Below are 25,842 nucleotides of genomic sequence, written 5' to 3'. Positions count from 1 at the left end.
GTGCCCAAATCTAAAGCTATCTGTCTAATATTCGTATTTTAAATTACGCAAATCCATTTAAGTTTCAATTTCCTAACTTCTTCTTGATTTCATTCAGTTTGATCAATGCTTCAATAGGTGAAATGGTATTGATGTCAATAGCGGACAGCATTTCCTGTGCCTCCTTAAATTTAGGGTCAGCATCAAAAAGACTCAACTGGTAGTTGCTTTTGGGCATGTCTTTGATTCTGTCTTTGGGAGCATTCATTTCTTTGTCTTTTTCCAGATGCCCCATGATTTCGGACGCCCTCAATACAACAGGATTTGGCATACCAGCCATCTGTGCCACATGGATACCAAAGCTATGTTCGCTTCCTCCCTCCTTCAATTTCCGCATGAAGATCACCTTGTTCCCTACTTCTTTTACTGATACATTGAAGTTTTTGATCTTTGGGAAATCGTCTGCCAACTGATTCAATTCATGATAATGCGTTGCGAAAAGGGTTTTTGCTCTAAATTTTGGGTGATTATGCAAAAACTCAACTATCGACCAAGCGATAGAAATACCGTCGTAGGTGGATGTACCCCGGCCTATTTCATCCATCAATACGAGGCTTCTGTCGGAAAGGTTGTTGAGAATACTTGCTGTCTCAGTCATCTCCACCATGAAAGTGGATTCTCCCTTGGACAGATTATCCGAAGCACCCACACGCGTAAATACTTTGTCAATAATCCCAATCCTTGCATAGGAAGCAGGCACAAAGCTCCCCATCTGGGCCATCAACACAATCAATGCAGTCTGTCTTAAAAGAGCGGATTTGCCCGCCATGTTTGGGCCCGTAATGATAATGATCTGTTGGCTATCATTATCTAGGTAAATGTCATTTGGAACATATTCTTCCCCTATCGGTAGTTGGCTTTCTATCACCGGGTGTCTTCCATCTTTGATTTCCAAAGAATCAGTATCCGCGATTTTGGGCTTACAATAGTTGTTTCTTTTGGCGACTACAGAAAATGACAGCAAACAGTCCACCGAGGCTAATATTCTTGCATTCTGTTGAATCTGTGAGACATATTCAGAAGCATCCAATACTAGAGCAAGAAAATACCTTTGCTCAATCCCAAGCATGCGGTCCTCGGCATTGAGGATTTTTTCCTCATATTCTTTCAACTCCGGCGTGATATACCGCTCGGCATTTACCAATGTCTGTTTTCTGATCCATTCCTGTGGTACTTTGTCTTTATGTGAATTGGTGACTTCCAGGTAATACCCAAAAACTTTATTGAAGGCTACTTTGAGGGAAGATATACCAGTTCGTTGGGTTTCTCTCTGTTGAAGCGATACCAGGTAATCCTTTCCGGTATTTGCCAGGTTTCGGTATTCGTCCAATTCCTCGTCTACTCCCGACTTGATGATTCCTCCCTGATGGATCAGCATGGGAGCATCTTCCTGTAATTCCCTTTCAATTTTGTCCAATAGAAATTCGCAGGAACCGATCTGATCTGATAGTTTTTTGAGAGAATCGTTTTTGGAGTTTTTCAAAATCTCTTTGATAGGAAGCGTGTTTTTCAGCGCCCTCTTTAGCTGGTTCATTTCACGCGGATTGATTCTTCCCACGGCAACTTTTGAAATCAGCCTTTCCAAATCCCCTATATGCTTCAGATGTACCAAAATCTCCTCACACAAATCCGGTGATTCAAAAAAATATTCCACCACCTTCAATCTTTCCTCAATCGTTTCTCTCTCCTTAAGGGGCAGAACCATCCATTTTTTCATCATCCTTGAGCCCATCGGCGTTATCGTCTGATCAAGGATATTAATCAAGGGCACTCCTCCATCCTGTTGGGAATAAACGAGCTCAAGGTTACGGATGGTGAATTTATCCAACCATACATATTTTTCTTCTGCGATTCTGGAAATCGAAGAGATGTGTTTGACCTCTTTGTGTTCTGTTTCCTCCAGGTAATACAATATGGCTCCGGCGGAAATGATGCCATGTTCAAGATTTTCAATTCCAAAACCCTTTAGGTTAGCTGTAGCAAAATGCGCTGTAAGCTTTCCGTAAGTATAGTCTAACTGAAATACCCAATCTTCACAATGAAAGGTTGTAAACTGATCTTTGAGGATCTCAGCAGCCCTAGCTTTGGCTGCTTTAGAATAGATCACCTCGGAAGGACTGAAACTTTGCAGGAGCTTTTCAATGTAAGACTGAGACCCTTCAGAACACATAAATTCACCTGTAGAAAGGTCCAGAAAAGAGATACCCATGGTTTCTTTTCCGAAATAAACCGAAGCTAAGTAATTGTTCTTTCTTTTGTCAAGCACATTGTCATTGAAAGAAAGCCCCGGTGTCACAAGTTCGGTCACTCCCCTTTTGACAATTCCCTTTACATCTTTTGGGTCTTCGAGCTGATCACATATCGCAACTCTATTTCCTGCCCGTACCAATTTAGGCAGATAGGTATCCAAAGAGTGATGAGGAAATCCGGCCAATTCAATATGGGAAGCAGATCCATTTGCCCTTTTAGTAAGTACTATGTCCAGCACCTTGCTGGCTTTGATGGCATCTTCCCCAAAAGTCTCATAAAAATCCCCTACCCTGAAAAGAAGCAAAGCGCCAGGATGCTTTGCCTTGATGGCATTGTATTGTTTCATCAGAGGGGTTTCCTTCACTTCATTTTCCTTCTCCTTGGCCATATGGTCTCTGAATTGATTCTTTGTGTTAATTTTGAAATTATTAAAAGGTTGAAATTATAAGATATCAAAAGGGAAACAAAACCGCATGCGAAAATTAAACATGGAAGAGCTCAACCGGCTGACGGTTGAGGAATTTAAAGCTGAGGAAAAATCTCCGATTGTCATTGTTTTGGACAATGTAAGAAGTCTGAACAATGTGGGCTCTGCATTCAGAACCTCAGATGCCTTCCGTATAGAAAAAATCTATCTCTGCGGCATCACCGGGACGCCGCCACATAAGGATATCCAAAAAACAGCATTAGGGGCAACAGATTCTGTGATTTGGGAATATGCAGGATCGACATTGGATGCCATACAAAAACTAAAACAGGAAGGTTATACAATCTGTAGTTTGGAACAGGTAAGCAACAGTGTCATGCTGAACGAATTTGTGCCAAATCCAGATTCAAAGTTTGCCTTGGTTTTTGGGAATGAAGTTTTTGGGGTGGAAGATGAAGTAATCAAAGCGTCCGATTATATCATCGAAATCCCACAGCTTGGAACCAAGCATTCACTTAACATATCAGTAACGATGGGTATTGCTCTATGGGATTTTATGGTAAAAATGGGGGTTTTTAAAAAATAATGACAAAAAAAAAGAGACTAATCTAGTCTCTTTTTTTGTTTTAAAGTTTTGGTGTTTGCATTAATCTTCCTTAAATCTATCTACTATATAGAGGAACAGATTAAATGAGAGTGTAGATATTTCTTCTTTTTTAGAATCTTTTTCGCCTCCCTGCTTATACAAAAGGTTATCCTTTTTTAAGCCGTTGGCAGTTGTCGATTTTGTATCCTTGACAGGATTCAAATTGGTTTTTTGGGTGTTTTCCTGTTTAAATTCCATATTGGAAGATTCAGGACTTTCATATTGGGAAACAGCATCATTGTTTTTTGGCAAATCAGGGAAATTTCTTTCTCTGTCTGATTGTGCAAATGAAACAAAACTCATTAGTAAACCTAAAACAAAGGTCAGTTGAAGCTTTTTCATTCCCAGATTGGAGATTTTTGATACTTGCAACATTTATAATCGAGGTTTGAGTAGATTTAACTCTCCGTAATTGGAGAAAGTTTTCAAATATATAAAAATTCCTAATCAATGCAAACGATTGACATGACTGAATTTCAAAGTATTGATCTTAGAATTGGCACGATTGTACGAGCAGAAGATTTTGCTAAAACGAAAAAGCCGGCCTATAAGATTTGGGTAGATTTGGGAGATTTGGGAATCAAAAAATCTTCCGCTCAAATCACATTTCACTACCGACCAGAGGAATTGATCGGTAAGCAGGTGCTTTGCGTTTGCAACTTTGCGCCAAAACAAATTGCGGACTTCATGTCAGAAGTTTTGGTAACCGGATTTTCTGATATTGAGGGTCACATTGTCTTGGCCACGGGGGACAAACCCATCCCCAACGGTGCAAAACTACATTGAAATCTCAAATCACATCTGTATTTCAAGACCTTCGTCTGATAGTTGCACTTTGTATACTTTCAAGTCAGGGCATTGGCCCGAAAGTACGCTTCCCGTAACGAGGTCAAACCTGTAACTGTGCAATGGACATACTATTTCATTTCTGACAAGTGTCCCCTGATTCAAAGAAGCCATCCTGTGGGGGCAAAACTCTTCGAATGCAAAAAACAACTCCCCATTTCTGGAAATACAGATTTTTTCACTTCCTAGTTGCACAAGCTTTATACTTTTTTCAGGGATCATTTGGAATACCTGCTCTTTGCTTTGCCCAAGTGTAAAAGTTTTCATAAGCAAGTTTTTAATGGTAATTTGGAAGTCTAAACCTAATATAATCATACCATGAAAAAAATATTAATATTTCCCTTCCTCTTTCTCACCGGAGTGGTTTTTTCTCAAAATCTACAAGGAGCATGGAAAATGACCCATCAAAATGGGAAAGCCATGACCGATACCGAATACATCAAAATATATCAGGATGGTTATTTCTCATTTGGAGCTAAGGAAACTTCCACCAACAAATTTGTAAGTGCCGGAGGTGGGCCGTTTACGATCAAGGACAACTTATACCAGGAAATGATGGATTTCTATACTCTTAATCCTGAAATGGTGGGTAAAAAGACCGATTTCAGCTTGGATATGGTAGATGGAAAAATTGTGATATCTACAGAAATGGAGGGTAAACAATTGGTAGAAATATGGACAAAGGTGAGTGACTCAAAAGATGACCTGACCAATAATTGGGTAATCACAGGTAGAAAAAGTGACAATGAAACATCAAAAATCACTCCGGGAGCAAGAAGAACAATCAAAATCCTGAGTGGTGGAAGATTTCAATGGATTGCTTTCAATTCAGAAACCAAGGAATTTAGTGGCACAGGAGGTGGGACCTACACTGCAGAAAATGGCAAATACACTGAAAAAATTGAGTTTTTCTCAAGAGATGACAGCAGGGTTGGCGCAAGTCTTGAATTCACATATGAGGTCATTGATGGCGAGTGGCACCACAGCGGTCTAAGCTCTACAGGAAATCCGATCTATGAAATATGGTCTGCTTACAGCAAAGCGTATAACCCCGTCAAATAGGTTATAGATGATTGGATAGGAGTTTTTCACTTTCATTTAAAAACTCTATTGATAAAAAACACTAAAGCCAAGCAAATTGGAATCTCCCTATCCTTGGCTTTTTTATTTGCCCAAGGCTCTCACTTCTTGATACCTGAAACAATCGACCAAGTGGTCATTGACCAGACCGGTGGCCTGCATGTGGGCATATAATATGGTACTTCCCAAAAATTTGAAGCCTTTGGATTTCATGTCCTTGGCAAGTCTATCGGAGACGGCACTGGTAGCTGGAACCTCAGACATGGATTTCAATTGTTTTTGGATAGGCGTTCCATCCACGAAATCCCAGATGTAATTTCTAAAACTTCCATGTGACGCCTGGATCTCCATAAATCTTTTGGCATTGTTGATGGCTGCCCGGATTTTCATTTCATTCCTAATGATACCAGAATCCAACAATAACTCCTGTACATATCCATCCGGCAAATCTGCCACAACCTGGTAATCAAAGTCTGCAAAAGCTTTCCGATAACCTTCTCTTTTTTTCAAAATGGTGGACCAGCTTAATCCCGCTTGGGCACTTTCCAAAACCAAAAATTCAAACTGTTTTTGGTCATCGAAAACGGGAACTCCCCATTCTTCATCATGGTATTTCACATAATCTTCAAAACCCAGACACCACGGGCAGCGGAATTTACCGATTTCCTGTTCTATTGCCATAGCTTTTTAATTGAGATACCAAATACCGGCATTCAGTGCCGTCGCAAAACTTACCCAAAGCAAATAAGGAACCATCAGGTAAGAGGCAATTTTATTGATCGGGAAAAATACCCTGATGCAGACGACGATCATGATCCAAAGCGGAACAATAACCAATAATCCGAGGATGGGAGATTCCATACCAAAAAAAGCCGGAGACCAGATCCCGTTGAGGACAAGCTGGATTGCAAACAACCAAAGGGCCGTTTTCTTCATGGGATGGTTTGATTTCCAGATCAAAAACAAAGCAATCCCCATCATTAAATAGAGTGTCGTCCAAGCCGGTCCAAAAACCCAAGAAGGAGGTGTGAAAAATGGTTTGTTAATGGTCTGATACCAGCTTTGTACGGAGGAAATAGTGACCAAAGCGCCTAATCCTCCGACTCCCTGAGGAATTATTATTGAAATGATCAATTTGAATATATTGTTCATGGCTTATTCTACGGTTTCAAGTAAGGTTCTGAATACCACAAACCTATCTCTAAATTTCTGATTTACATCTTCCTGAAGCTTGGCAGCAAAACTTTGTTGGTATTCCATGATCTTTTCCATACTGTCGGTAAAATACTGCACCGAATAATTGGTCGATCCATCTTCATTGTCATGGAGGATTTTATAAAACCTGTTTTTCAAAAACATTCCTGTAGCCAAGACATCCGGAATGTGTGTTTCCTTCATCCAGCTCACCCATTCCATTTCAGATTCTTTATCAATATTGACTGTTACATTGTATAATATCATATTTCTCTACATTTATCTTTAATTTTGTGGCAATCCTTGCCCAACAAATATAAGTTCATGTTGTTAATCACCCGTGAATAATCCAAAATCATTTCGGCAGCATGCCCCCAAGTCTTTCAAATAAATCTGAATATTTACGCGTGATTGAGTCAATACAGGAAATCCAAAAGCATAGGATCAAACTTTTCAAAGGAGTGATTTCTGCATTTTATATCTTCGGAATAATCGGACTATCCATTCCTACGGTCAGTCCCTATTTTCAAATGGCAACACCATTTACCCTGATCCTGAGTTTGGGCATTTTGTTATTGTTTCATCAAGGTTGGAACAGCGCATTTGGAATTTTTGCTGTTTCGGCCATGGTTTTAGGATTTGCTTCAGAGGTAATGGGGATACATACCGGATTTCCATTTGGGAATTACACCTATGGAAAGACCTTGGGCCTACAACTATTTGAAGTTCCTTTGGTCATAGGAGTAAATTGGCTGCTTCTGGTTTACCTTACAGGAAATCTCTTTTCATCCAGAATACAAAACGATTGGTTGGCAGCAGTATTAGCTACTGCATTGATGGTGGCAATCGATGTCATCATAGAACCTGTGGCTATTAATCTCGATTTTTGGACTTGGGAAGGAGATGTGATCCCATTATCCAATTATATTGGTTGGTTTGGCGTTTCATTTGTCATCCAAATTGGATACAGAAAATCTGTTTTTTTCAAAGAAAATGCAATTTCTAGGTATCTTTTGTTCAATTTGGTGACATTCTTTACCATTTTGTATTTTATTGTCTAAATCCAAATTCATCTTAAACATTCTATTTCACTTAGAGTTATGACACTGATGTTTGCTGTAGTATTTATATTAGTTGGTTTCGCAATCATGGAATTTTCGGGGTGGTTTATCCATAAGTATGTCATGCATGGACCACTTTGGAATATCCACAAAACCCATCATCAGCCATCCAAATCATTTTTCGAACTCAATGATTTGTTTTCATTGCTCTTCGGAAGTGTTGCGATCATACTCATAATAATAGGAGTAGAAAATTTAGATTACAGATTTTGGATAGGAGTTGGGATCAGTTTATACGGATTACTCTATTTCATCATCCATGATGTGCTTGTACACCGAAGAGTAAAGTGGTTTGAAAGACCAAAAAATAATTTCCTTTTGGGAATATTCAGAGCGCATCAGGCACATCACGCCACAAACAAAAAAGAGGATGCCGTTTCCTTCGGCCTTTTCATAGTACCCAAGAAATACTTTAAACGCTAACCTACTGTGAGTACTTATTCAATCAAAGATCTGGAACAATTGTCGGGGATCAAAGCCCATACACTCCGAATTTGGGAACAACGATACAACCTGCTTCAACCGATGCGTACGGACACCAACATCAGATTTTATGATGATGCAAGCCTCAAACTGATTTTGAATGTAGCGTTATTGAACGACAATGGATTCAAAATCAGCAAAATTGCAAACATGACGGAGTCTGAAATGAGGGAGGAAGTAGTCAGGCTGACTGAAAAAACGCTCACCCATGATGATCAGATCCATGCATTGACGATTTGTATGATCGAGATGGATGAAGAAAGATTTGAAAAGGTACTTTCGGCCAATATTCTTAAGATTGGTTTTGAGCAAACCATGCTCAACATCATTTATCCTTTCATGTCAAAAATCGGAGTTTTGTGGCAAACTGGCGCAATCAATCCTGCCCAGGAACATTTTATGAGTAATCTGATCAGACAAAAATTAATCGTTGCCATCGACGGACAGATTTACAAGGGAGGGGGAAAGAAGTTTTTGCTTTACCTGCCGGAAGGGGAACTACATGAAATATCACTGCTTTTTGCAGCATACCTGATCAAGTTGAAAGGTCATAAGGTGGTTTATCTTGGACAAAATACTCCTGATGAGGACCTTCAGCTCGTTTATCGGTTGCACGAGCCTGAATATTTAATGACAGTCATTACCACCTCTCCGAGTAGCGAACAGATTCAAAATTATATTTTCAGCATTTCAGAAAGATTCCAAAAATCGGAGATCATTTTATCCGGTTACCAAATCGTAGGTCAAGATCTTGATTTTCCCAAAAATGTACGCGCAATGCATTATATCAAGCAAATGAAGGAATATATCGAAGAAATGGACCAAATGGCTCTAGAAAAATAGTTGATAGATAACAATAACTGCGTAAAGGGGAGGATGACCATTCGACCCTATTTTTTTTCTTCTAAATATAAATAATGCCAATAATCAGAATTACCAGTAGTCGTAAAGCTTCAATAATTTTTTTGTTTAACCTTTTTTAAAATATATTAGACAAAACACTTGCGGTTTGTTTAATAATTATTACCTTTGATTAAACAAAATCAAAAAGCCATGACAACTCTAGAATTCAGTTACTCGCTACAGAAGCTTTCAAGTTCTTTGAAGCCTTTTGCACTAAAGTTGACCCGAGACACAGATGATGCCAATGATCTTCTGCAGGACACTATGGTCAAAGCTTTTACAAATAGAGATAAATTTACCGAAGGTACTAACCTGAAGGCATGGCTTTATACGATTATGAAGAATACCTTTATCACCAATTACCAAAGGATGATAAGAAGGGGCACTTTTGTTGATACCACGGATAATTTACACTATCTTAATTCCGGGGATGTCTTGGTAGAAAATGGTGCTTATGGGGATTTTGCAATGAATGACATCCAATTGGCCATTGATAATCTCGAAGATGTGTATAAAATCCCTTTTATGATGCACTTCAGAGGTTTTAAATACCATGAAATAGCCGATAAATTAGAAATTCCGATCGGAACTGTAAAAAATAGAATACATATCGCAAGAAAACTTTTAAAAGACGACTTGCATATGTACAAACATAGAAATTAATGTCAATTAGCAAGAAAAATGTGGTTGTGATTGGGTCGGGCTTTGCCGGACTTTCAGCAGCCACACATCTGGCACAAGCCGGATACCAAGTAACAGTTTTAGAAAAAAATGATACCCCCGGGGGAAGAGCGAGAAAGTTCGAATCCGAGGGTTTTGTTTTTGATATGGGTCCCAGTTGGTATTGGATGCCGGATGTATTTGAATCTTATTTCGGGTTTTTTGGAAAAAAAGTCTCCGATTATTACCATCTGGAGCGACTTAGCCCTTCTTACACAGTAGTGTTCGGTGAAAATGATTTCATGGAAATCCCTGCCAACCTAAATGAATTCAAAGACTTATTAGAGTCATTGGAACCGGGTGTAGGTCCGAAAATAGATGAATTCCTGAAGCAGGCAGCCTACAAGTACAAAGTAGGGATAGAGGATTTGGTCTATAAGCCAAGCCGGTCTTTGACGGAATTCACCAGTCCAAAATTACTTATCGACGTCGTCAGGATGGACGTATTCCAGTCTATGTCCAAACATGTCAGGAAATTTTTCAAACATGAAAAAATCATCAGATTGATGGAATTTCCAGTTCTCTTTTTGGGAGGAACTGCGGACAATATTCCCGCACTTTACAGCTTGATGAATTATGCAGACATTGCTTTGGGCACTTGGTATCCTATGGGAGGCATGTTCAAAATCGTGGAGGGTATGATCAATTTGGCAGAAGAAAAAGGAGTAAAGTTCCAGTTGGGCGCTGAGGTAGACCATGTCAATGTCACCAATGGCATAGCCCGCAATGTGGTTTTGAAAAACGGTGAAAAAATCCAAATGGACATCTTAGTGGCAGGAGCAGATTATCACCACGTGGAGAGTGTTTTACTGGCTCCTGAATATAGAAATTACAACGAGTCCTATTGGGACAAACGAGTGATGGCACCTTCAAGCTTGCTATTTTATTTAGGTGTTGATAAAAAAATCGATAACATTACCCATCATTGTCTCTTTTTTGACGAGCCTATGGGACCACATGCGGATGCCATTTATACCAATCCAAGATGGCCGGAAAAGCCATTATTCTATCTTTCTGCTGCCTCCAAAACAGACCCAACCGTGGCACCTGAAGGACAGGAAAATCTAGTTATTCTCATTCCGCTTGCCCCTGATTTGGAGGATGGAGAAGAAATCCGGGAAAAATATTACCATATGGTGATGGACAGACTGGAAAAACTTACCGGCCAAGAAATTAGAAGCCATGTGATTTACAAACGCTCCTATGCCCACAGTGACTTCAAGGCCGATTACCATGCTTTCAAGGGAAATGCCTATGGATTGGCCAACACCCTATTGCAGACAGCCATATTGAAACCCTCCCTCAAAAACAAAAAAATCAAAAACATGTATTATACAGGTCAGCTTACCGTGCCGGGACCTGGAGTTCCTCCAAGTCTGATCTCTGGTCATGTTGTCGCTAAAGAAGTAATCAAGGAAAACAATTAGTAAATTAATTGGTATATTGAAGGTATGAATGCAAGGAGCCTTTTTGACAAGACCACTTTCGAATGCAGTAAATTGATCACGCAGCGGTACAGCACGAGCTTTACCATGGGCATAAAAACATTGGACAAAAAATTCCATTTGCCAATTTATGCCATCTACGGTTTTGTCAGGTATGCTGATGAAATAGTGGATACATTTCATGATAAAGATAAAAAGGCGCTGCTTGCAAGATTCAAAAGTGATGCATATGAAGCAATCGATGAAAAAATAAGCTTGAATCCTGTTCTCCATGCATTTCAGCTGATAGTTAATCAATATAATATCGACAAAGATCTTATTGAGGCTTTTCTAAAAAGCATGGAAATGGATCTTGATTTTAAAACATACAATGACTCCAGATATCATGAATATATTTACGGGTCAGCAGAAGTAGTGGGATTGATGTGCCTGAAGGTCTTCTGCGAGGGAAATAATGCAGAGTATGAAAGCCTCAGGTCACCTGCTTGTAAACTTGGAGCTGCATTTCAAAAGGTAAATTTTCTCAGAGATATAAAAAGTGATTTCGAAGAAAGAGGCAGGGTTTATTTTCCCGGAGTAGATTTTAACTCATTTGATAAATCTACCAAACAGCTTATCGAAGAAGATATTCAGAAAGATTTTGACGAAGCTTTGGTTGGAATCCGAAGATTGCCGTCAGGGGCTAAAATGGGAGTTAAAGTGGCTTACCTCTACTATCAAAAACTGTTTGACAAAATCAAAAGCTTACCTCCGGAAACCATTACACTCCAAAGGGTCAGAATTCCAAACAGCAAAAAATTGTCTCTGCTCCTAGGCACTTATTTCGAGAGCAAACTTGGTTTTAATTAATTTTGAAGAATACCTAATTTAAAAGGGAAAATGAAGGTTCCATTAGAGTTCATAGAATTAAAAGCTTAAAAAACATTTCTGTCAGTCCAAAGTTAATTACCTATGATGAATTTGAAAGTACAAATCGATCAGCATTCCGGTTTTTGTTTTGGAGTCGTCTATGCCATTGAAATGGCCGAAGAGGTCCTCGAGGAACAAGGTTATCTATATTGCTTGGGAGACATTGTACACAATGATGAAGAAGTAAACCGGCTGACCAAAAAAGGCCTAAAAATCATCGATCATGAGGAATTAAAGTCACTCTCCAATGAAAAGGTCCTGATCAGGGCTCACGGCGAACCGCCTTCAACTTATCAACTTGCCATTACTAATAATTTGACTTTAATAGACGCAAGCTGCCCTGTGGTGCTCAAGCTTCAGAATAGGATTAAGAATTCCTTTGACAAAGACGAAACGATTTATATCTATGGCAAGCACGGGCATGCGGAAGTGATTGGCCTTCTTGGTCAAACGAATAACAAAGCTGTTGTTTTCCAAGATATCAATGAACTGGATTTACCTTCGCTGCCAAAAAATCTGACTTTATACAGTCAGACTACCAAAAGCACCGACAATTTTTACAAAATCAATGAAACTTTCAAAGAAAGTGGCATTGAGGTCAATACCAATGATACGATCTGCAGACAAGTCTCGAATAGAGACAAGGAGTTAAGGATATTTTCAGAGAAATTTGACAGAATTATATTTGTTAGCGGTACCAAATCTTCCAATGGAAAAGTTCTTTACAATGTCTGTAAAGAAAAAAATCCCAATACCTATTTTGTATCTAACCCTGACCAAGTTGAAAAGGGTTGGTTTACACATAGTGAAACAGTCGGTATTTGTGGGGCTACCTCCACCCCGATGTGGTTGATGGAACAAGTAAAAGAAAGAATAGAGACTTTTTAGGCTTTCTTTCCTAAATTTGCCACGTGGTTTACGAAACAAAATCAGCAAGTCCCATAGGAAAAACCGGTGTAATCATCGCCTTGACAGTCATTACATTTTGGTTTGCGTCATTGTTATTCCTATTAAGTCGGGATATTTCTTGGACTAACCCTTTGATATATCTAGGAATCTTGATCCAAATGCACCTTTATACTGGTTTGTTTATCACTTCGCATGATGCCATGCACGGAATAGTATCAGATAACAAAAAGCTTAACCATACAATTGGCTGGATAGCAGCGATGCTTTTTTCTTATAACTTTTATTGGAGACTTTTCCCAAAACATCATGAGCATCACAGGTTTGTCGCGACTGACAAGGATCCTGATTATCACCCTTCGGGTTTATTTATAATTTGGTACCTGAGTTTTATAAAGCAATACGTATCAGTTTGGCAAATCCTCCTTATGGCGGTGACCTTTAACATCCTGAAGTTATTTTTACCAACCGAAAATCTTATTGTTTTTTGGATGATTCCGGCAATTCTTTCTACACTACAACTTTTTTATTTTGGAACCTATTTGCCCCATATGGGAGAATCGGAAAACAAACACCATTCCCGAAGCCAATCAAAAAATCATATTTGGGCATTCATATCATGTTACTTTTTTGGCTACCATTATGAGCACCATGACTCCCCCGGTACACCCTGGTGGAGACTTTGGAAGCTAAAGGAAGAAATGTAATTGGAGCTTACTAAACATTGATTAATATTTATCAATTGTTTGAACAATCCTGATAAAAATCAGATTAGTACTTGGAAACTAATACCAGCATATGAGAATATTCTTTACACTCATCTTACTTTCATTTACAATTTTAAGTTCTTTCGCCCAAGGTGGGGAAGTTCGGGGCAGGGTTTTCAATCCCGTAAACAACGAGGGAATTCCCTTCGCTAATGTGGTCGTTTTGGGTACTGACTTTGGAACTGTGACAGATGAAAATGGCAATTATATATTGTCAGCACTTCCTGCAGGACTTTACAATATCAGGGCGAGTTTTATAGGTTTCAGGGCAAAGACTTTTTTTGAGATCCAAGTGACTTTGGCAAGGGCTGTAAGGCTTGATTTTGACCTAAGAGAAGAGGCTTCTGAACTTACCGAAGTGACAGTTGATGCCGAATTCAGTAGGTCAGAAGAGACACCTATCTCTGTCAGAAGACTCAATACCAATGAAATCGAGCGCTATCCGGGCGGAAATAGGGATATCAGCCGTGTCATCCAATCACTTCCTGGTGTGGCAAGCACGGCAAGTTTCAGAAACGACATCATTATCCGTGGTGGTGCACCCAATGAAAATAAATTCTTCATCGATGAAATCGAAGTCCCTGTTATCAACCACTTTTCTACCCAAGGGTCTTCGGGTGGTCCGGTAGGAATCCTCAATGTAAACCTGATCAAAAATGTGGATGTCATCACAGGCGGGTTTCCTGCTGACAGGATGAACTCATTGAGTTCTTTCTTTGAGTTCCAATTGAAGGAAGGAAGAAAAGACAAAATGTTTACACAGATGACTTTAGGGGCGAGTGAACTGACACTATCCAATGAAGGTCCCATAGGCGAAAAAACTACTTATATTCTTTCAGCGAGAAGGTCATACCTACAGTTTCTATTTAGACAACTTCAATTACCATTTTTGCCAACTTTCAATGATTTTCAGCTGAAAACCACCACCAAACTCAACGCCAAAACTGAATTGACTTTTATTGGCGTAGGTGCAATAGATGATTTTGCACTGAACTTTGATGTTCCTGAAGATGAAACTCCGGAAGAAAGAGAGGAAAGGCTTTATACTTTAGAAAATCTCCCGGTTTCGACTCAATGGAATTACGCCACGGGTTTGAAATTGAAAAGATTCAGAGAAAATGGATTCTGGACTTTCATTTTGAGCAGGAATATGCTCAACAACAGGTCATTCAAATATGCCCAAAATGATAATAGCAATCCCGAAAACTTGATTTTCGACTATACCTCCCAAGAAAGTGAGAATAAATTCAGGGCAGAAAATTCAATATTCACCAAAGGTTTTAACCTTAAATATGGTTTGAATTATGAATATTCAAGGTATTTCATCAGTGAATTTGACAGGTCAACACTTGCTACCGAAGGTGAAGTAATAAGTATTGAAGCAGAAGCATTTTTTAATAGCTATGGAGGTTTTGTTTCCGCAAGTAAATATTTTAACAATGAGCGGCTTCTTTTGACAGGAGGGCTGAGAATGGATGGAGGTACGTTTGGAAAAACCGCACAAAATCCTCTCAACCAGTTAAGCCCTAGGGCATCCATCTCTTATCAGATCAAACCGCAACTCTTTTGGACTGCCAATGTTGGGGTCTACTACCAACGACCACCTTATACTGCTTTAGGATATAGAAACAGTGATGGTGAACTTGAAAACCAGCTCAACAACATCAGATTTATCAGGTCTACGCATTTTATTACAGGAATTGAAAAAGTGATTCCTGAGAAAAGCCGGAGATTCAGTGTCGAAGGGTTTTATAAACTCTATGCAAATTATCCATCTTCGATCAGAAACGGCATCTCACTTGCAAATCTTGGAGCGGACTTTGGAGTCATAGGAAACGAACCGGTCGCATCCAATTCAGATGGCCGCGCTTATGGATTAGAGTTCTTGGCTCAGCAAAGACTGTTCAATAATTTCTATGGAATTGCAGCTGTCACATTGGTAAGGAGTGAATTTACCAATCCAAACACTGAAGGTTTTATTCCTTCGGCATGGGACAACAGGGTAATTGTGAGTTTGACTGCAGGAAGAAGGTTTAAGAAAAACTGGGAAATCGGAGCGAGATGGAGGTATTTGGGAGGATTACCGTTTACCCCGGTAGATGTGGAAACTTCCTCTTTGAGAGAGGTTTGGGACCTGACGGGCCGAGCGGTTTTGGATTTCAACCAGATCAATAACCAAAGATTGGCAGCATTCAATCAACTTGATTTCAGGATTGACAAACGCTATTTCTTCAACAAATGGAATTTGAACTGGTATTTTGACATCCAAAACGCGTTTAATTTCAAGGCAGAACAACCTCCGGTTTTGATTCCAGTAAGGGAATCAGATGGCAGCATCAAAATTGACCCGAATGACCCGAGTCGATACCAAATGAAATTTATTAATAATACTGCAGGGACAATTCTCCCAACTATTGGGATCATCGTGGAATTCTAAGATAAAACTGTAAAAATGAAAAAACCGTCCTCCTGCTCAGCATGGGACGGTTTTTTGGTTAATTTGATTGGGTTTATTGTACGTTGATTAATGATTCTCTTCTTCTCATTTTTCCGGCAGGCAAGCCATACATCATCTTAAATCTTCTACAAAAATAGGCTGTATCTTTATAGCCCACGTCTTTGCCGATATCCCGGATACTCTTTTTGGACGTTCTCAACAGTTCTACTGCTGCTTCCATTCTTTGGTATTCAATATAATCCTGTGGATTGATACTTGTCAACATCTTGAAATATTGGCCCACATAATCCTCTGACACATTGGCTACTTTTGCCAAAACCTTATTAGAAAGGTCACCTCCAATATTCTTTTTGATATAATTGAACAAATCAATCAGTCTAGGATCTTTGAAATAAGTACTGTTCGTTGAAAGTTCTTCCACAAACAACCTATTTTTGAGAACGTGACGAACTATTTCAATTACAAGAAGTTCTGTATATAATTTGATCACCCTTTCTTTGCCGGGAGTATTTTGCTCAGATTCTTTAATGATATCTTCCACGATCGTTGCTACTCTGTCATTGAACCTAATGACAAACGGTGGAATCCCCAAAGAGTGAAAGAAGTTTACGACATCAAAAACTTTGGCTTCAAAATTCAGGATCGTAACACAATCTTCTTCTACACTTTTGATTTCCTTAAAAGAGATAGTCTGAAGGTATTTTCTTTTATTATCAACAAATCCTTCATTGTTTGTTTCTGTTTTTTTCCCTTGTTGCCCAAAGGAAATACTCGTCTTCCTACCAGCGGGTACAAAAAAGATCTCTCCTTCATTTACCAACTCCGTTTCCTCAGAAAATTTGAGAGAGCCCTGATGAAGTAAAAAAACGGTATTTTCAGTATCAGTATAATCAACAACTGTAACGGGTTTTTCAATTTTAAAATTGTTTCCCTTCAGAAATCTAACCCCGACAGATTCGATTACCTTATTGTAATATTCCATGAAAGCAGTTATTATAGGTTGCGGTGTAAAACTATCACAATTTTCTAAAAGCAAGGTGATAATTCAATATTTTTTTGCATAAAAAAGAAAAAAGGCATAAAAAATAGATTTTATGCCTTTTTCAATGAATTATATTTGATTATCTTATTATACTTCTTGATATGACTATTTTTTGAATTTCGCTTGTACCCTCATATATCTGAGTAATTTTTGCGTCCCGCATCAACCGCTCAACATGGTATTCTTTGACGTATCCATATCCTCCATGTACCTGAACAGCCTCGATGGTCACATTCATTGCCACCTCTGAGGCATAGAGTTTTGCCATGGCGCTTGCAAAAGCATAATCTTTTCCCTCATCCTTTAGCCAAGCAGCCTTTAATACGAGAAGCCTTGCAGCTTCAATCTGGGTTGCCATATCTGCCAATTTAAACTGAATGGCCTGATGTTGGCTAATTGGCTTGCCGAATGTTTTTCGCTCCTTGGAATACGCAAGAGCCAATTCATAAGCACCAGATGCAATTCCCAAAGCTTGTGCAGCTATTCCAATTCTGCCTCCGTTGAGTGTTTCCATAGCGAAGGTGAAACCAAATCCTTCCTGACCAATTCTATTGGAAATAGGAACTTTCACATCAGAAAACATCAAGGAATGGGTGTCAGAACCTCGGATGCCCAATTTATCTTCTTTTTTTCCAATTACAAATCCTTCTTGGTTTTTTTCTACAATGAATACCGAAATTCCCTTATGGCCCTTTGACGCATCAGTCTGTGCAATGACGAGATATACAGAGGCCGAACTCCCATTTGTAATCCAGTTTTTTGTGCCATTGAGGATATAATGGTCTCCTACCAATTCCGCCGAAGTCTTCTGTGAAGTAGCATCAGAACCAGCTTCGGGCTCTGATAAGCAAAATGCACCAATAATTTCTCCGGTAGCCAATCTAGTCAGGTACTTTTCTTTTTGTTCTTCAGAACCATATTTTTCCAATCCCCAACACACCAAAGAATTATTGACAGACATACACACTGACGCAGAGGCATCTATTTTTGAAATCTCTTCCATAGCAATCACATAGGAAACAGTGTCCATTCCGCCACCATTATATTTGGGATTTACCATCATGCCCATGAATCCAAGCTCTCCCATTGTTTTGACCTGTTCTTTGGGAAATCTTCCCTCTGTATCTCTGTCAATTACACCGGGTAAAAGTTCGATTTGTGCAAATTCCCTAGCTGCATCCCTCACTGCAATGTGTTCTTCTGTGTATTCGAAATTCATAAGAATATCTGGGTTAATTATTTCGGTTGGAATATATAAGAAAAAAAAATAAGGGACAATTTCTTGCCCCTTAATGTAAACTCATTTGATCAATTTAAGTTTCCTTAATCTCTGTTTCCAAAGAAAATGAAAATGTAGTAAGCCAATGTGGTCAGGGCTGCAAGAGCTGCTACCACATAAGTCATTGCTGCCCATTTCAAAGCATCCTTAGACATTTCGAACTCGGAAGGAGTGACAATATTTCTTTGTTTCACCCAAGCCAAGGCCCTATTACTTGCATCAAATTCCACCGGAAGTGTAACCAAGGTGAAAAGCGTCATGACACCATAAGAACCGACAACGATGTATCCGACAAATTCATAAGGAAGTCCCATAAACGCTCCTCCCAACAAGGAGGCTATCAAGACGATGTTTAATATTTTACCGCTTATATTTTGGACAGGCACCATTGCTGAACGGAGGTTGAGCCATGCATAAGAACGTGCGTGCTGCACTGCGTGACCACATTCGTGTGAGGAGACCGCAGCCGCTGCCGCATTTCTACCATAGAAAACGTCAGGGCTAAGGTTGACCGTTTTGTTCATTGGATTGTAATGGTCAGTAAGCTGACCTTCCACAGAGACCACTTTGACGTCGTGGATATTATTATCTGCCAACATCAATTCGGCAATTTCCTTACCTGAAAGATTTGCCATCAATGGAGTCTGTGAATACTTTTTGAATTTGCTTTTCAGCTTTGAGCTGACTACATATCCAAGTACTGCGAAGACAACGACAATTAGAATAATCATAGTTTTTTATTTTTTGCTTAGTGTTTACGAAATTTAAGAAGATTTGGGTTCTTTATTGGAAGTTATTTTAAAGAAAATACCGAGTGACACCAATCCCAAAACCACTATAGTCACAACCTGACTGCTATGGACGATTACTGCGAATATTTTCCCTTCTTCCTCACTCAAACCATATGCTATCAAAATAAAGGCCACCAATGCATGAAAGGTTCCAATCCCCCCCTGAACAGGGGCAACCATGCCAATACTTCCCATCACCATTACCATTAGGAGAGAACTCAGTGACAAGTTGGCAGTCGAAGGTATGGCCCAAGCCACCAAAACAAGGGTAATATAATAAATCACCCAGATCGCTAATGAACTTCCCCAAAATCCAGATTGATTTCTCACTTGTCGGATGCTGATGATGCCTTTTACCAAATCCCGGGCAAAGTGTCTCAATTTTTTAAAAATATTGCTTTCTCTGTATTTCAGAAATGCAAAATAAAAGAAAATGGCTAGTACCAATAGACCTCCAATTAGAAGTGGCAGGTTTTTGGTTATTTTATCTCCCAAAGTTTCTACAGATACTAGTTCTGAAAAAAGATGGATAAATATATTCCTTTCTATAACGAAGGCTAAGAATATGGTCAATACCAAAAAAAGAAGATCAACAGTTCTTTCCAAAATAACTGTTCCAAACAATTTGCCCATTTGTGCCCCCTCAGTCTTTACCAGAACCCCACAGCGAGCCAATTCCCCAGCTCTTGGCACGAGCATATTGGTCAAATAGCCAACCATCAACGCCCAAAAGGCCCTGGAAGTTGGAGTTTTATTTTTCCCCTCTGCATCGATGAGTAGTACCCACCGCCACGCTCGTAGCCAAAATCCAAGGATTGTAACCAAAATAGAAATGCCTATCAAAAGGAAGGAGGCCTCAGAAACTGAATTCAAAAGACTATCGAGACTGATGTCTTTGTACAAGAACCAAAAAATCCAGACAGCCACTATCAGCGATATTGCTACCTGTATCCATTGTTTGAGGTTTAACTTCACCTTTAGATCAGTTTATTATGGTCATCTGGAAACACGATGACCGGTTTGTGTTTTTTGGCTTCCTCAAAATCCATAGAAGCATAGGAAATGACAATGACAATATCACCAACCTGCGCTTTTCTAGCTGCAGGACCATTGAGACAGACCATTCCGCTTCCTCTCTCCCCTTTGATGATATAAGTCTCCATACGCTCCCCGTTGTTGATATTGACAATAGCAACTTTTTCATTTTCAATCATATTGGCTGCATCCAAGATGTCTTCATCAATGGTAATACTGCCGACATAATGTAATTCTGCTTGGGTAATTTTTACTCGGTGGATTTTTGATTTTAAAACCTGAATATGCATGTTGGGGAATTTTGCGCAAATTTAATCAAATATGGAAATGTTGTCGATCAACCTGATATCGGAGATATAAGCAGCTGCGCAGATTGAGACATTCCTTTCATTTCCGATACTATCTAATATATGAAAGGAATCAGAAGTTACCATTTCGAAGTATTCCAATTTCGCTTGTGGCTCAGATTCAAACATCTGGTTTACCTTTTTTCGGATGCTTAACCAAGAATTGCCTGCTAAAAGTTCTGATTTTGCAAAAAATAATGCCTTGGAAATAATCCTTGCTGATTGTCTCGATTCAGGATCAAGCCGGAGGTTGCGGGACGAAAGGGCCATCCCATCTTCTTCCCTCACTGTCGGGACGACATTGATTTTGACATCAAATGAAAAGTCCTCGACAAGCCTCTTTATGATTGCGACTTGTTGTAAATCCTTTTGCCCAAAGAAAGCAATATTGGGTTTAACAATATTTAACAGCTTGGAAACGACGATTCCTACTCCATTAAAATGGCCCGGCCGGAAAGATCCTTCCAATATTTTATCCAAATGTCCAAAATCAATGGAAAGCGTCGGTCTGGAAGGATATATTTCCACTGTATCAGGCATAAAAAGGTAATCTACCCCGGATTTATGCAACAATTCCAAGTCTTTATCCAAAGTTTTGGGGTACTTTTCAAAGTCTTCCTGATTGTTGAATTGTGTAGGATTTATAAAAATCGACACTACCACATACGCAGAATTTTGTTTTGCGATTTTGACCAATTCCAAATGTCCTTGATGTAACGCCCCCATTGTGGGTACTAAACCAATTGTTTTATTGCTTTTTGGGAGAATTTGAAGGTTGTAGTTTACCTCTTCTTTGGTCCTAAGGATATACACTATTTTTGTACTTTGCGAATGTAAAATAGAGGCAAAACTATGTTATTCCTTAGAAATACAATGGATTTACCGCTTTTTTTTTGTATATTTGTGCGTTTATTATCACTCAACAAAACTCAACAAGGTATGTCTAAACTCCGTATTCTCTACGTTGCAAGCGAAATCAATCCGTTTCTACAGACCTCAGAGGTGGCCAATTTCGTAAGAGCATTGCCTCAGGCTATGCAGGAAATGGGAATGGAAATCCGTATTCTTGTGCCGCGATTTGGGCTCATCAATGAAAGAAAGAACAGATTGCATGAAGTAGTGAGGTTGTCCGGGATCAACATTGCCGTAGGAGAGGAAGAGAAACCCTTGATTATCAAGGTTGCCTCCATTCCAAATGCCAAGCTTCAGGTATACTTCATTGATAATGAAGATTACTTCCAAAGAAAAAGTGTGTTTCATGACAAGCATGAAAAATTCTATGAAGACAATGACGAAAGAGCAATTTTCTTTTGCAAAGGTGTCATAGAAACAGTAAAAAAATTAGGTTGGGCGCCTGATGTTGTACATTGCAATGATTGGATGACGAGTCTGATTCCAATGTACTTAAAGACGACCTACAAAAACGAGCCACTCTTTAAGGATACAAAATCGGTGTTTGCTATTTACAATACCGGATTTACCCATAAATTTGGCGACGATTTGTTTGAAAAAGTTAAAATGGTGGATATTGATGATGCCATATTAGCACCACTCAAGTCAAAAGATTACGAAGGCTTCCTCAAGATAGGAATGGAATATGCCGACGTAGTGATCAAAAGTGAAGACATATCCGAAAACCTCAGCAAACTCATCGAGGAGTGCTCTAAAGAAAAACAGTGTGAGATTAACAGCGAAGAAGAGAAACTTTTTGAAAGTTATTACAACATCTATAATGACTTGGTCGGCTAAACTGACCGCTATATTATTCATTGTTCTTACCATTGCAACTTCCTGTGAGGATCCCTCCAATATTGGATTGGAACTAGATCCGGAAAACAATCAGATAGGGGTATTCTACATAGAAATACCCCTGTCTGCTTCTGTAGTCCTACAGGATTCCATAAGCACCACCAATAGCGGAGTGTTGGTATTTGGAAACGAGGAAAGTGATTTTTTTGGAAAAACTGAAAGTATTGGATACTCGCGACTCTTTTTTAATAGAGATATTGCTAGGCCAACGGCAACTGCTGTCCTGGACTCTGTCAGATTTCTAATCAATATGAGGGAAGTGCTGACATCCGATACCATAAATCCCAAGACCATAAATATCCATCTGCTTACTGAACAGATTCAGGATGTAAATTATTTCAATTTCAGCAGTGTTGCATACGATCCAAACCCTTTATTTAGCGCTTCTTTTGATTTTACCAACAGGCAGGACACAATCGTATCCACAAAAATCAACAATGCCTTGACTCAGGAAATTTTTTCAGAACTGAAAGACGGCAGGTATTTCCAAGACATATTTGCATTCAGACAATTTCTCCCAGGCTTGGCATTTAGAGCTGAAGAAGGGGAAAATGTTGGGTTCAGTACAAATGTGGGAAACAATACAGGTTTTATCTTCTATTTCAAAAACGAGGGGGATACCGTTTCCAGGTCTTATCCAATTGCGACCGGGATCAATTTCAATTTGGCGAGACATTTTAGCCAAGTCATCAACGACCCAAGCGGGACTCCATTGGAAGTGGTTACTGAAAAGAATCGGGCATATAAATTACCGGAGTTTTTGGGCTCAAAGGCAACGATGGGGCTTCAGGTTAAACTTGATTTAAGTCCTCTTGATATTTTTCTGGACACGTTATCCAATGTTAACTTTAATCAAGTGACGCTTGAGATGGGGCCATTAGTTGATTTTAGTTTAATTGAATCCCCGTTAACATTAATTCCCTATTTTACCAACGAATCCAACCGAATTCTGCTTAGAAAAGATGATTTTCCAATGATTGTACAACCTGATGGGGGTCCACAGGTTGATCCAGTTACTAGCGAACCTGCTTTTACATATAGTGCCGCCCACCTTTTTCTTACAAATACCCAAAACTCTTACAGCCAACAACTCACTTCTCATATTAATGCCGTTTATAGGAAAAAGATAAAACGTACTGATTATTTGTTGATACCGGGATTTGTAAATAGACAGACCCAAACAATTACACAAGATTTTAGAATAAATCTGAAAGAATATGTAGTCAGGCAAAACACCATCAAACTGAAAATCTTTTATTCGAGAAGCAGATCTTTGTAGAAGAATAGATTTTAAAGAAGTCTTGTGTTATTTCAGTTTATTTTAAGGAAGCTTATTTTTTTAGCAGGAATTTTTTAGATAATTCTAAAAATCATACATTTGAGATGTTAAATTTTTATCTATGTGTGGAATAGTCGCTTATGTAGGGCAACAAGAAGCCCTACCAATCATCATCAAAGGCCTTAAAAGATTAGAGTACCGTGGCTATGACAGCGCAGGCGTTGCTTTGCTCGGATTAGACGGTCTTAGTATCTATAAGAAAAAAGGAAAGGTTTCCGAATTGGAGAAACACCTTGGGTCTTTTGAAAATCTTAATTCTAAAATCGGTATTGGACATACCCGCTGGGCCACCCACGGTGAACCCAACGATGTCAATGCCCATCCCCATTACTCATCAAATGAGAGATTTGCAATGATCCATAATGGTATCATTGAAAATTATGATGTGCTCAAGACTGACCTGATCAATAAAGGATACAAATTCCAAAGCGAAACAGACTCTGAGGTTTTCATCAAATTCATTGAGGATATTTATACAAATAATTTTTGCAGCCTCGAAGAAGCTGTGAGATTGGCCTTGCATAAAGTGGTAGGTGCATATGCCATCGTCATCATGAATATTGAAGAACCAGATACGCTGATTGCAGCTAGAAAAGGTTCTCCCTTAGTAATCGGTGTGGGTGACAATGAGTATTTCCTTGCGTCTGATGCTACTCCAATTATTGAATACACCAATCAGGTGGTTTATTTGGATGATTATGAAATCGCAGTCATCCGTGACAACAAGCTTCAGATCAAAACCATTGAGAACGTTGAGACCAATCCATATATCAACCAACTGGAAATGGAACTCGAAGCCATCGAAAAAGGCGGCTATGAGCATTTCATGTTGAAAGAGATCAACGAGCAGCCAAGATCCATAGCAGATTGTATGCGGGGAAGGTTGGATGCTAAAAACGGCAGGTTGGTACTTGGTGGATTGAGGGATTACATGAACAAGTTCCAAAATGCCGATAGGATCATCATCACTGCTTGCGGAACCTCTTGGCATGCAGGATTGGTAGCGGAATACCTTTTTGAGGAATTTGCTAGAATCCCTGTGGAAGTGGAATATGCTTCTGAATTCAGATACAGAAATCCAGTCATTTCAGAAAAAGACTTTGTGATTGCCATTTCCCAATCAGGGGAAACAGCCGATACTTTGGCTGCCATCGAATTGGCAAAATCTAAGGGTGCTACCATCTTCGGAGTATGTAATGTCGTTGGGTCATCGATCCCTAGAGCAACACACGCCGGTTCATATACCCACGCAGGACCTGAAATCGGAGTAGCCTCCACCAAGGCGTTTACGGCTCAGATTTCTGTTTTGACGATGATGGCCTTGAAATTGGGTTATCAGAGAGGGACTTTGTCCGAAACGCGGTACATGCATTTGTTGAATGAATTGGCTACCATTCCATCCAAAGTCGAAAGGGCGCTAAAGCTTGACGATAAAATCAAAGTCATTGCAGCCGAGTACAAAGATTCCCGCAACTTCCTGTATTTGGGAAGAGGGTATAACTTCCCGGTAGCATTGGAAGGTGCATTGAAACTGAAAGAAATTTCTTACATCCATGCGGAAGGTTATCCTGCCGCAGAGATGAAACATGGCCCTATTGCCTTGATTGATGCGGAAATGCCTGTTGTGTTCATTGCTACCAAAGACAGTTCCTATGATAAAGTAGTCAGCAATATCCAGGAAGTGAAAGCCCGAAAAGGCAAAATCATTGCTGTGGTCACCGAAGGTGATACGACCGTAAGAGGCCTTGCGGATCACGTGATTGAAATCCCTGATACCGAAGAAGCCTTTGTTCCGTTGATTGCAGTGGTGCCATTGCAACAGCTTTCTTACCACATCGCAGTCATGAGAGGCTGCAATGTCGATCAGCCAAGGAATCTGGCGAAGTCGGTGACGGTGGAGTAAAGTGGTGAGAGGTTAGAGGAAATAGGTTAGTGGTAAGAGGTGAAAGGTAAAAGGTGAGTTCAGATTACCTCTTTAGATTTTGGTAAAAAAAATTGATATAAAA

Annotated in this window: 27 protein-coding genes; 15 read left to right on the top strand and 12 right to left on the bottom strand. The window is 39.5% G+C overall.

Annotated elements, in window-relative coordinates:
* Positions 1-64 precede the first annotated feature (64 nt).
* On the bottom strand, positions 65-2,677 hold the full coding sequence (mutS, locus tag M3O96_RS18665; protein WP_249723056.1) for a DNA mismatch repair protein MutS: 2,613 nt from the start codon (positions 2,675-2,677) through the stop codon (positions 65-67).
* A gap of 85 nt (positions 2,678-2,762) precedes the next feature.
* Between mutS and M3O96_RS18660 the strand changes: the two genes are divergently transcribed.
* Complete coding sequence (locus tag M3O96_RS18660) at positions 2,763-3,302, top strand: RNA methyltransferase (protein ID WP_249723055.1); 540 nt, start codon at positions 2,763-2,765, stop codon at positions 3,300-3,302.
* Between the two features lie 60 nt (positions 3,303-3,362).
* Here M3O96_RS18660 and M3O96_RS18655 read toward each other — a convergent pair whose 3' ends face one another.
* Entirely contained in the window at positions 3,363-3,737 is a 375-nt protein-coding gene (locus M3O96_RS18655) for a hypothetical protein (RefSeq protein WP_249723054.1), read from the bottom strand.
* Between the two features lie 75 nt (positions 3,738-3,812).
* Here M3O96_RS18655 and M3O96_RS18650 point away from each other — a divergent pair, with 75 nt between their 5' ends.
* Positions 3,813-4,148, top strand: a complete 336-nt coding sequence (locus M3O96_RS18650; protein WP_249723053.1) for a tRNA-binding protein — start codon at positions 3,813-3,815, stop codon at positions 4,146-4,148.
* 9 nt (positions 4,149-4,157) lie between these two features.
* Here M3O96_RS18650 and M3O96_RS18645 read toward each other — a convergent pair whose 3' ends face one another.
* On the bottom strand, positions 4,158-4,475 hold the full coding sequence (locus tag M3O96_RS18645; RefSeq protein ID WP_249723052.1) for a Rieske (2Fe-2S) protein: 318 nt from the start codon (positions 4,473-4,475) through the stop codon (positions 4,158-4,160).
* A gap of 51 nt (positions 4,476-4,526) precedes the next feature.
* Here M3O96_RS18645 and M3O96_RS18640 point away from each other — a divergent pair, with 51 nt between their 5' ends.
* On the top strand, positions 4,527-5,270 hold the full coding sequence (locus tag M3O96_RS18640; RefSeq protein ID WP_249723051.1) for a DUF4488 domain-containing protein: 744 nt from the start codon (positions 4,527-4,529) through the stop codon (positions 5,268-5,270).
* 102 nt (positions 5,271-5,372) lie between these two features.
* On the opposite strand, the gene M3O96_RS18635 is transcribed toward M3O96_RS18640, so the two are convergent.
* Genes M3O96_RS18635 through M3O96_RS18625 form a run of 3 tightly spaced genes read right to left on the bottom strand, consistent with a single transcriptional unit; the run spans position 5,373 to position 6,749 of the window.
* Positions 5,373-5,969, bottom strand: a complete 597-nt coding sequence (locus M3O96_RS18635; RefSeq protein ID WP_249723050.1) for a DNA-3-methyladenine glycosylase I — start codon at positions 5,967-5,969, stop codon at positions 5,373-5,375.
* 6 nt (positions 5,970-5,975) lie between these two features.
* A complete protein-coding gene (locus M3O96_RS18630; protein ID WP_249723048.1) occupies positions 5,976-6,440 on the bottom strand; it encodes a TspO/MBR family protein in 465 nt (154 codons plus the stop codon).
* A gap of 3 nt (positions 6,441-6,443) precedes the next feature.
* Positions 6,444-6,749 (bottom strand): DUF4286 family protein, encoded by a 306-nt coding sequence (locus tag M3O96_RS18625; protein WP_249723046.1) that lies wholly within the window; start codon positions 6,747-6,749, stop codon positions 6,444-6,446.
* A 101-nt stretch (positions 6,750-6,850) separates the two neighbouring features.
* Between M3O96_RS18625 and M3O96_RS18620 the strand changes: the two genes are divergently transcribed.
* From M3O96_RS18620 to M3O96_RS18580, 9 genes are all read left to right on the top strand, one after another.
* Complete coding sequence (locus M3O96_RS18620; protein ID WP_249723045.1) at positions 6,851-7,543, top strand: carotenoid biosynthesis protein; 693 nt, start codon at positions 6,851-6,853, stop codon at positions 7,541-7,543.
* An 87-nt stretch (positions 7,544-7,630) separates the two neighbouring features.
* A complete protein-coding gene (locus M3O96_RS18615) occupies positions 7,631-8,026 on the top strand; it encodes a sterol desaturase family protein (RefSeq protein WP_502798923.1) in 396 nt (131 codons plus the stop codon).
* 6 nt (positions 8,027-8,032) lie between these two features.
* A complete protein-coding gene (locus M3O96_RS18610; protein WP_249723043.1) occupies positions 8,033-8,929 on the top strand; it encodes a MerR family transcriptional regulator in 897 nt (298 codons plus the stop codon).
* A 210-nt stretch (positions 8,930-9,139) separates the two neighbouring features.
* Positions 9,140-9,652, top strand: a complete 513-nt coding sequence (locus tag M3O96_RS18605) for an RNA polymerase sigma factor (protein ID WP_249723042.1) — start codon at positions 9,140-9,142, stop codon at positions 9,650-9,652.
* Positions 9,652-11,136 carry a bifunctional phytoene desaturase/3,4-desaturase gene (gene crtID, locus M3O96_RS18600; RefSeq protein ID WP_283774040.1) on the top strand — a complete coding sequence of 495 codons (1,485 nt, stop codon included), beginning with the start codon at positions 9,652-9,654 and terminating at the stop codon, positions 11,134-11,136. Before M3O96_RS18605 ends, crtID begins: the two co-directional genes overlap by 1 nt.
* A gap of 24 nt (positions 11,137-11,160) precedes the next feature.
* Positions 11,161-12,003: a phytoene/squalene synthase family protein gene (locus M3O96_RS18595; protein ID WP_249723041.1), complete on the top strand. Its 843-nt coding sequence runs from the start codon at positions 11,161-11,163 to the stop codon at positions 12,001-12,003.
* 102 nt (positions 12,004-12,105) lie between these two features.
* Positions 12,106-12,951 carry a 4-hydroxy-3-methylbut-2-enyl diphosphate reductase gene (locus M3O96_RS18590; protein ID WP_249723040.1) on the top strand — a complete coding sequence of 282 codons (846 nt, stop codon included), beginning with the start codon at positions 12,106-12,108 and terminating at the stop codon, positions 12,949-12,951.
* Positions 12,952-12,974: 23 nt separating this feature from the next.
* Positions 12,975-13,676, top strand: coding sequence for a fatty acid desaturase (locus M3O96_RS18585; protein ID WP_249723039.1), 702 nt, complete (start codon positions 12,975-12,977; stop codon positions 13,674-13,676).
* A 91-nt stretch (positions 13,677-13,767) separates the two neighbouring features.
* A complete protein-coding gene (locus M3O96_RS18580) occupies positions 13,768-16,173 on the top strand; it encodes a TonB-dependent receptor (RefSeq protein WP_249723038.1) in 2,406 nt (801 codons plus the stop codon).
* Positions 16,174-16,246: 73 nt separating this feature from the next.
* Here M3O96_RS18580 and M3O96_RS18575 read toward each other — a convergent pair whose 3' ends face one another.
* The 6 genes from M3O96_RS18575 to panC all read right to left on the bottom strand — a co-directional run bounded on the left by M3O96_RS18575 (position 16,247) and on the right by panC (position 21,501).
* A complete protein-coding gene (locus M3O96_RS18575; RefSeq protein ID WP_249723037.1) occupies positions 16,247-17,176 on the bottom strand; it encodes a helix-turn-helix domain-containing protein in 930 nt (309 codons plus the stop codon).
* Positions 17,177-17,315: 139 nt separating this feature from the next.
* Positions 17,316-18,455, bottom strand: a complete 1,140-nt coding sequence (locus tag M3O96_RS18570) for an acyl-CoA dehydrogenase (protein ID WP_249723035.1) — start codon at positions 18,453-18,455, stop codon at positions 17,316-17,318.
* A gap of 104 nt (positions 18,456-18,559) precedes the next feature.
* Complete coding sequence (locus M3O96_RS18565; protein WP_249723033.1) at positions 18,560-19,246, bottom strand: zinc metallopeptidase; 687 nt, start codon at positions 19,244-19,246, stop codon at positions 18,560-18,562.
* 33 nt (positions 19,247-19,279) lie between these two features.
* A complete protein-coding gene (locus M3O96_RS18560; protein ID WP_249723031.1) occupies positions 19,280-20,281 on the bottom strand; it encodes a lysylphosphatidylglycerol synthase transmembrane domain-containing protein in 1,002 nt (333 codons plus the stop codon).
* A gap of 2 nt (positions 20,282-20,283) precedes the next feature.
* Positions 20,284-20,631, bottom strand: a complete 348-nt coding sequence (panD, locus tag M3O96_RS18555) for an aspartate 1-decarboxylase (RefSeq protein WP_249723029.1) — start codon at positions 20,629-20,631, stop codon at positions 20,284-20,286.
* Between the two features lie 21 nt (positions 20,632-20,652).
* Positions 20,653-21,501 (bottom strand): pantoate--beta-alanine ligase, encoded by an 849-nt coding sequence (gene panC, locus M3O96_RS18550; RefSeq protein WP_249723026.1) that lies wholly within the window; start codon positions 21,499-21,501, stop codon positions 20,653-20,655.
* Positions 21,502-21,627: 126 nt separating this feature from the next.
* On the opposite strand from panC, the gene M3O96_RS18545 reads away from it, so the two are divergent.
* From M3O96_RS18545 to glmS, 3 genes are all read left to right on the top strand, one after another.
* The gene (locus tag M3O96_RS18545) at positions 21,628-22,437 is read left to right on the top strand and encodes a glycogen/starch synthase (protein WP_249723025.1); all 810 of its coding nucleotides are present in this window, start codon (positions 21,628-21,630) and stop codon (positions 22,435-22,437) included.
* The gene (locus tag M3O96_RS18540) at positions 22,421-23,776 is read left to right on the top strand and encodes a DUF4270 family protein (RefSeq protein WP_249723024.1); all 1,356 of its coding nucleotides are present in this window, start codon (positions 22,421-22,423) and stop codon (positions 23,774-23,776) included. Before M3O96_RS18545 ends, M3O96_RS18540 begins: the two co-directional genes overlap by 17 nt.
* A 121-nt stretch (positions 23,777-23,897) precedes the next feature.
* Positions 23,898-25,739 carry a glutamine--fructose-6-phosphate transaminase (isomerizing) gene (gene glmS, locus M3O96_RS18535; RefSeq protein ID WP_249723023.1) on the top strand — a complete coding sequence of 614 codons (1,842 nt, stop codon included), beginning with the start codon at positions 23,898-23,900 and terminating at the stop codon, positions 25,737-25,739.
* The last annotated feature ends 103 nt before the right edge of the window (positions 25,740-25,842 follow it).

The sequence above is a fragment of the Aquiflexum sp. TKW24L genome, assembly GCF_023502205.1.
In the GTDB taxonomy this organism is placed as follows: domain Bacteria; phylum Bacteroidota; class Bacteroidia; order Cytophagales; family Cyclobacteriaceae; genus Cognataquiflexum.
Note: the sequence above shows the minus strand (reverse complement) of the source record. Positions and strands in the feature narration are given on the sequence as shown.

Excerpts from the sequence above, each read along its gene's own strand:
- M3O96_RS18620 (WP_249723045.1), top strand. The coding sequence starts at position 6,851 with ATGCCCCCAAGTCTTTCAAATAAATCTGAATATTTACGCGTGATTGAG.
- M3O96_RS18650 (WP_249723053.1), top strand. The coding sequence starts at position 3,813 with ATGCAAACGATTGACATGACTGAATTTCAAAGTATTGATCTTAGAATT.
- panD (WP_249723029.1), bottom strand. The coding sequence starts at position 20,631 with ATGCATATTCAGGTTTTAAAATCAAAAATCCACCGAGTAAAAATTACC.
- glmS (WP_249723023.1), top strand. The coding sequence starts at position 23,898 with ATGTGTGGAATAGTCGCTTATGTAGGGCAACAAGAAGCCCTACCAATC.
- M3O96_RS18575 (WP_249723037.1), bottom strand. The coding sequence starts at position 17,176 with ATGGAATATTACAATAAGGTAATCGAATCTGTCGGGGTTAGATTTCTG.
- M3O96_RS18540 (WP_249723024.1), top strand. The coding sequence starts at position 22,421 with ATGACTTGGTCGGCTAAACTGACCGCTATATTATTCATTGTTCTTACC.
- M3O96_RS18625 (WP_249723046.1), bottom strand. The coding sequence starts at position 6,749 with ATGATATTATACAATGTAACAGTCAATATTGATAAAGAATCTGAAATG.
- M3O96_RS18660 (WP_249723055.1), top strand. The coding sequence starts at position 2,763 with ATGCGAAAATTAAACATGGAAGAGCTCAACCGGCTGACGGTTGAGGAA.
- mutS (WP_249723056.1), bottom strand. The coding sequence starts at position 2,677 with ATGGCCAAGGAGAAGGAAAATGAAGTGAAGGAAACCCCTCTGATGAAA.
- M3O96_RS18545 (WP_249723025.1), top strand. The coding sequence starts at position 21,628 with ATGTCTAAACTCCGTATTCTCTACGTTGCAAGCGAAATCAATCCGTTT.
- M3O96_RS18630 (WP_249723048.1), bottom strand. The coding sequence starts at position 6,440 with ATGAACAATATATTCAAATTGATCATTTCAATAATAATTCCTCAGGGA.
- M3O96_RS18615 (WP_502798923.1), top strand. The coding sequence starts at position 7,631 with ATGGAATTTTCGGGGTGGTTTATCCATAAGTATGTCATGCATGGACCA.
- M3O96_RS18645 (WP_249723052.1), bottom strand. The coding sequence starts at position 4,475 with ATGAAAACTTTTACACTTGGGCAAAGCAAAGAGCAGGTATTCCAAATG.
- M3O96_RS18580 (WP_249723038.1), top strand. The coding sequence starts at position 13,768 with ATGAGAATATTCTTTACACTCATCTTACTTTCATTTACAATTTTAAGT.
- crtID (WP_283774040.1), top strand. The coding sequence starts at position 9,652 with ATGTCAATTAGCAAGAAAAATGTGGTTGTGATTGGGTCGGGCTTTGCC.
- M3O96_RS18595 (WP_249723041.1), top strand. The coding sequence starts at position 11,161 with ATGAATGCAAGGAGCCTTTTTGACAAGACCACTTTCGAATGCAGTAAA.
- M3O96_RS18655 (WP_249723054.1), bottom strand. The coding sequence starts at position 3,737 with ATGTTGCAAGTATCAAAAATCTCCAATCTGGGAATGAAAAAGCTTCAA.
- M3O96_RS18570 (WP_249723035.1), bottom strand. The coding sequence starts at position 18,455 with ATGAATTTCGAATACACAGAAGAACACATTGCAGTGAGGGATGCAGCT.
- M3O96_RS18605 (WP_249723042.1), top strand. The coding sequence starts at position 9,140 with ATGACAACTCTAGAATTCAGTTACTCGCTACAGAAGCTTTCAAGTTCT.
- M3O96_RS18635 (WP_249723050.1), bottom strand. The coding sequence starts at position 5,969 with ATGGCAATAGAACAGGAAATCGGTAAATTCCGCTGCCCGTGGTGTCTG.
- M3O96_RS18590 (WP_249723040.1), top strand. The coding sequence starts at position 12,106 with ATGATGAATTTGAAAGTACAAATCGATCAGCATTCCGGTTTTTGTTTT.
- M3O96_RS18640 (WP_249723051.1), top strand. The coding sequence starts at position 4,527 with ATGAAAAAAATATTAATATTTCCCTTCCTCTTTCTCACCGGAGTGGTT.
- M3O96_RS18565 (WP_249723033.1), bottom strand. The coding sequence starts at position 19,246 with ATGATTATTCTAATTGTCGTTGTCTTCGCAGTACTTGGATATGTAGTC.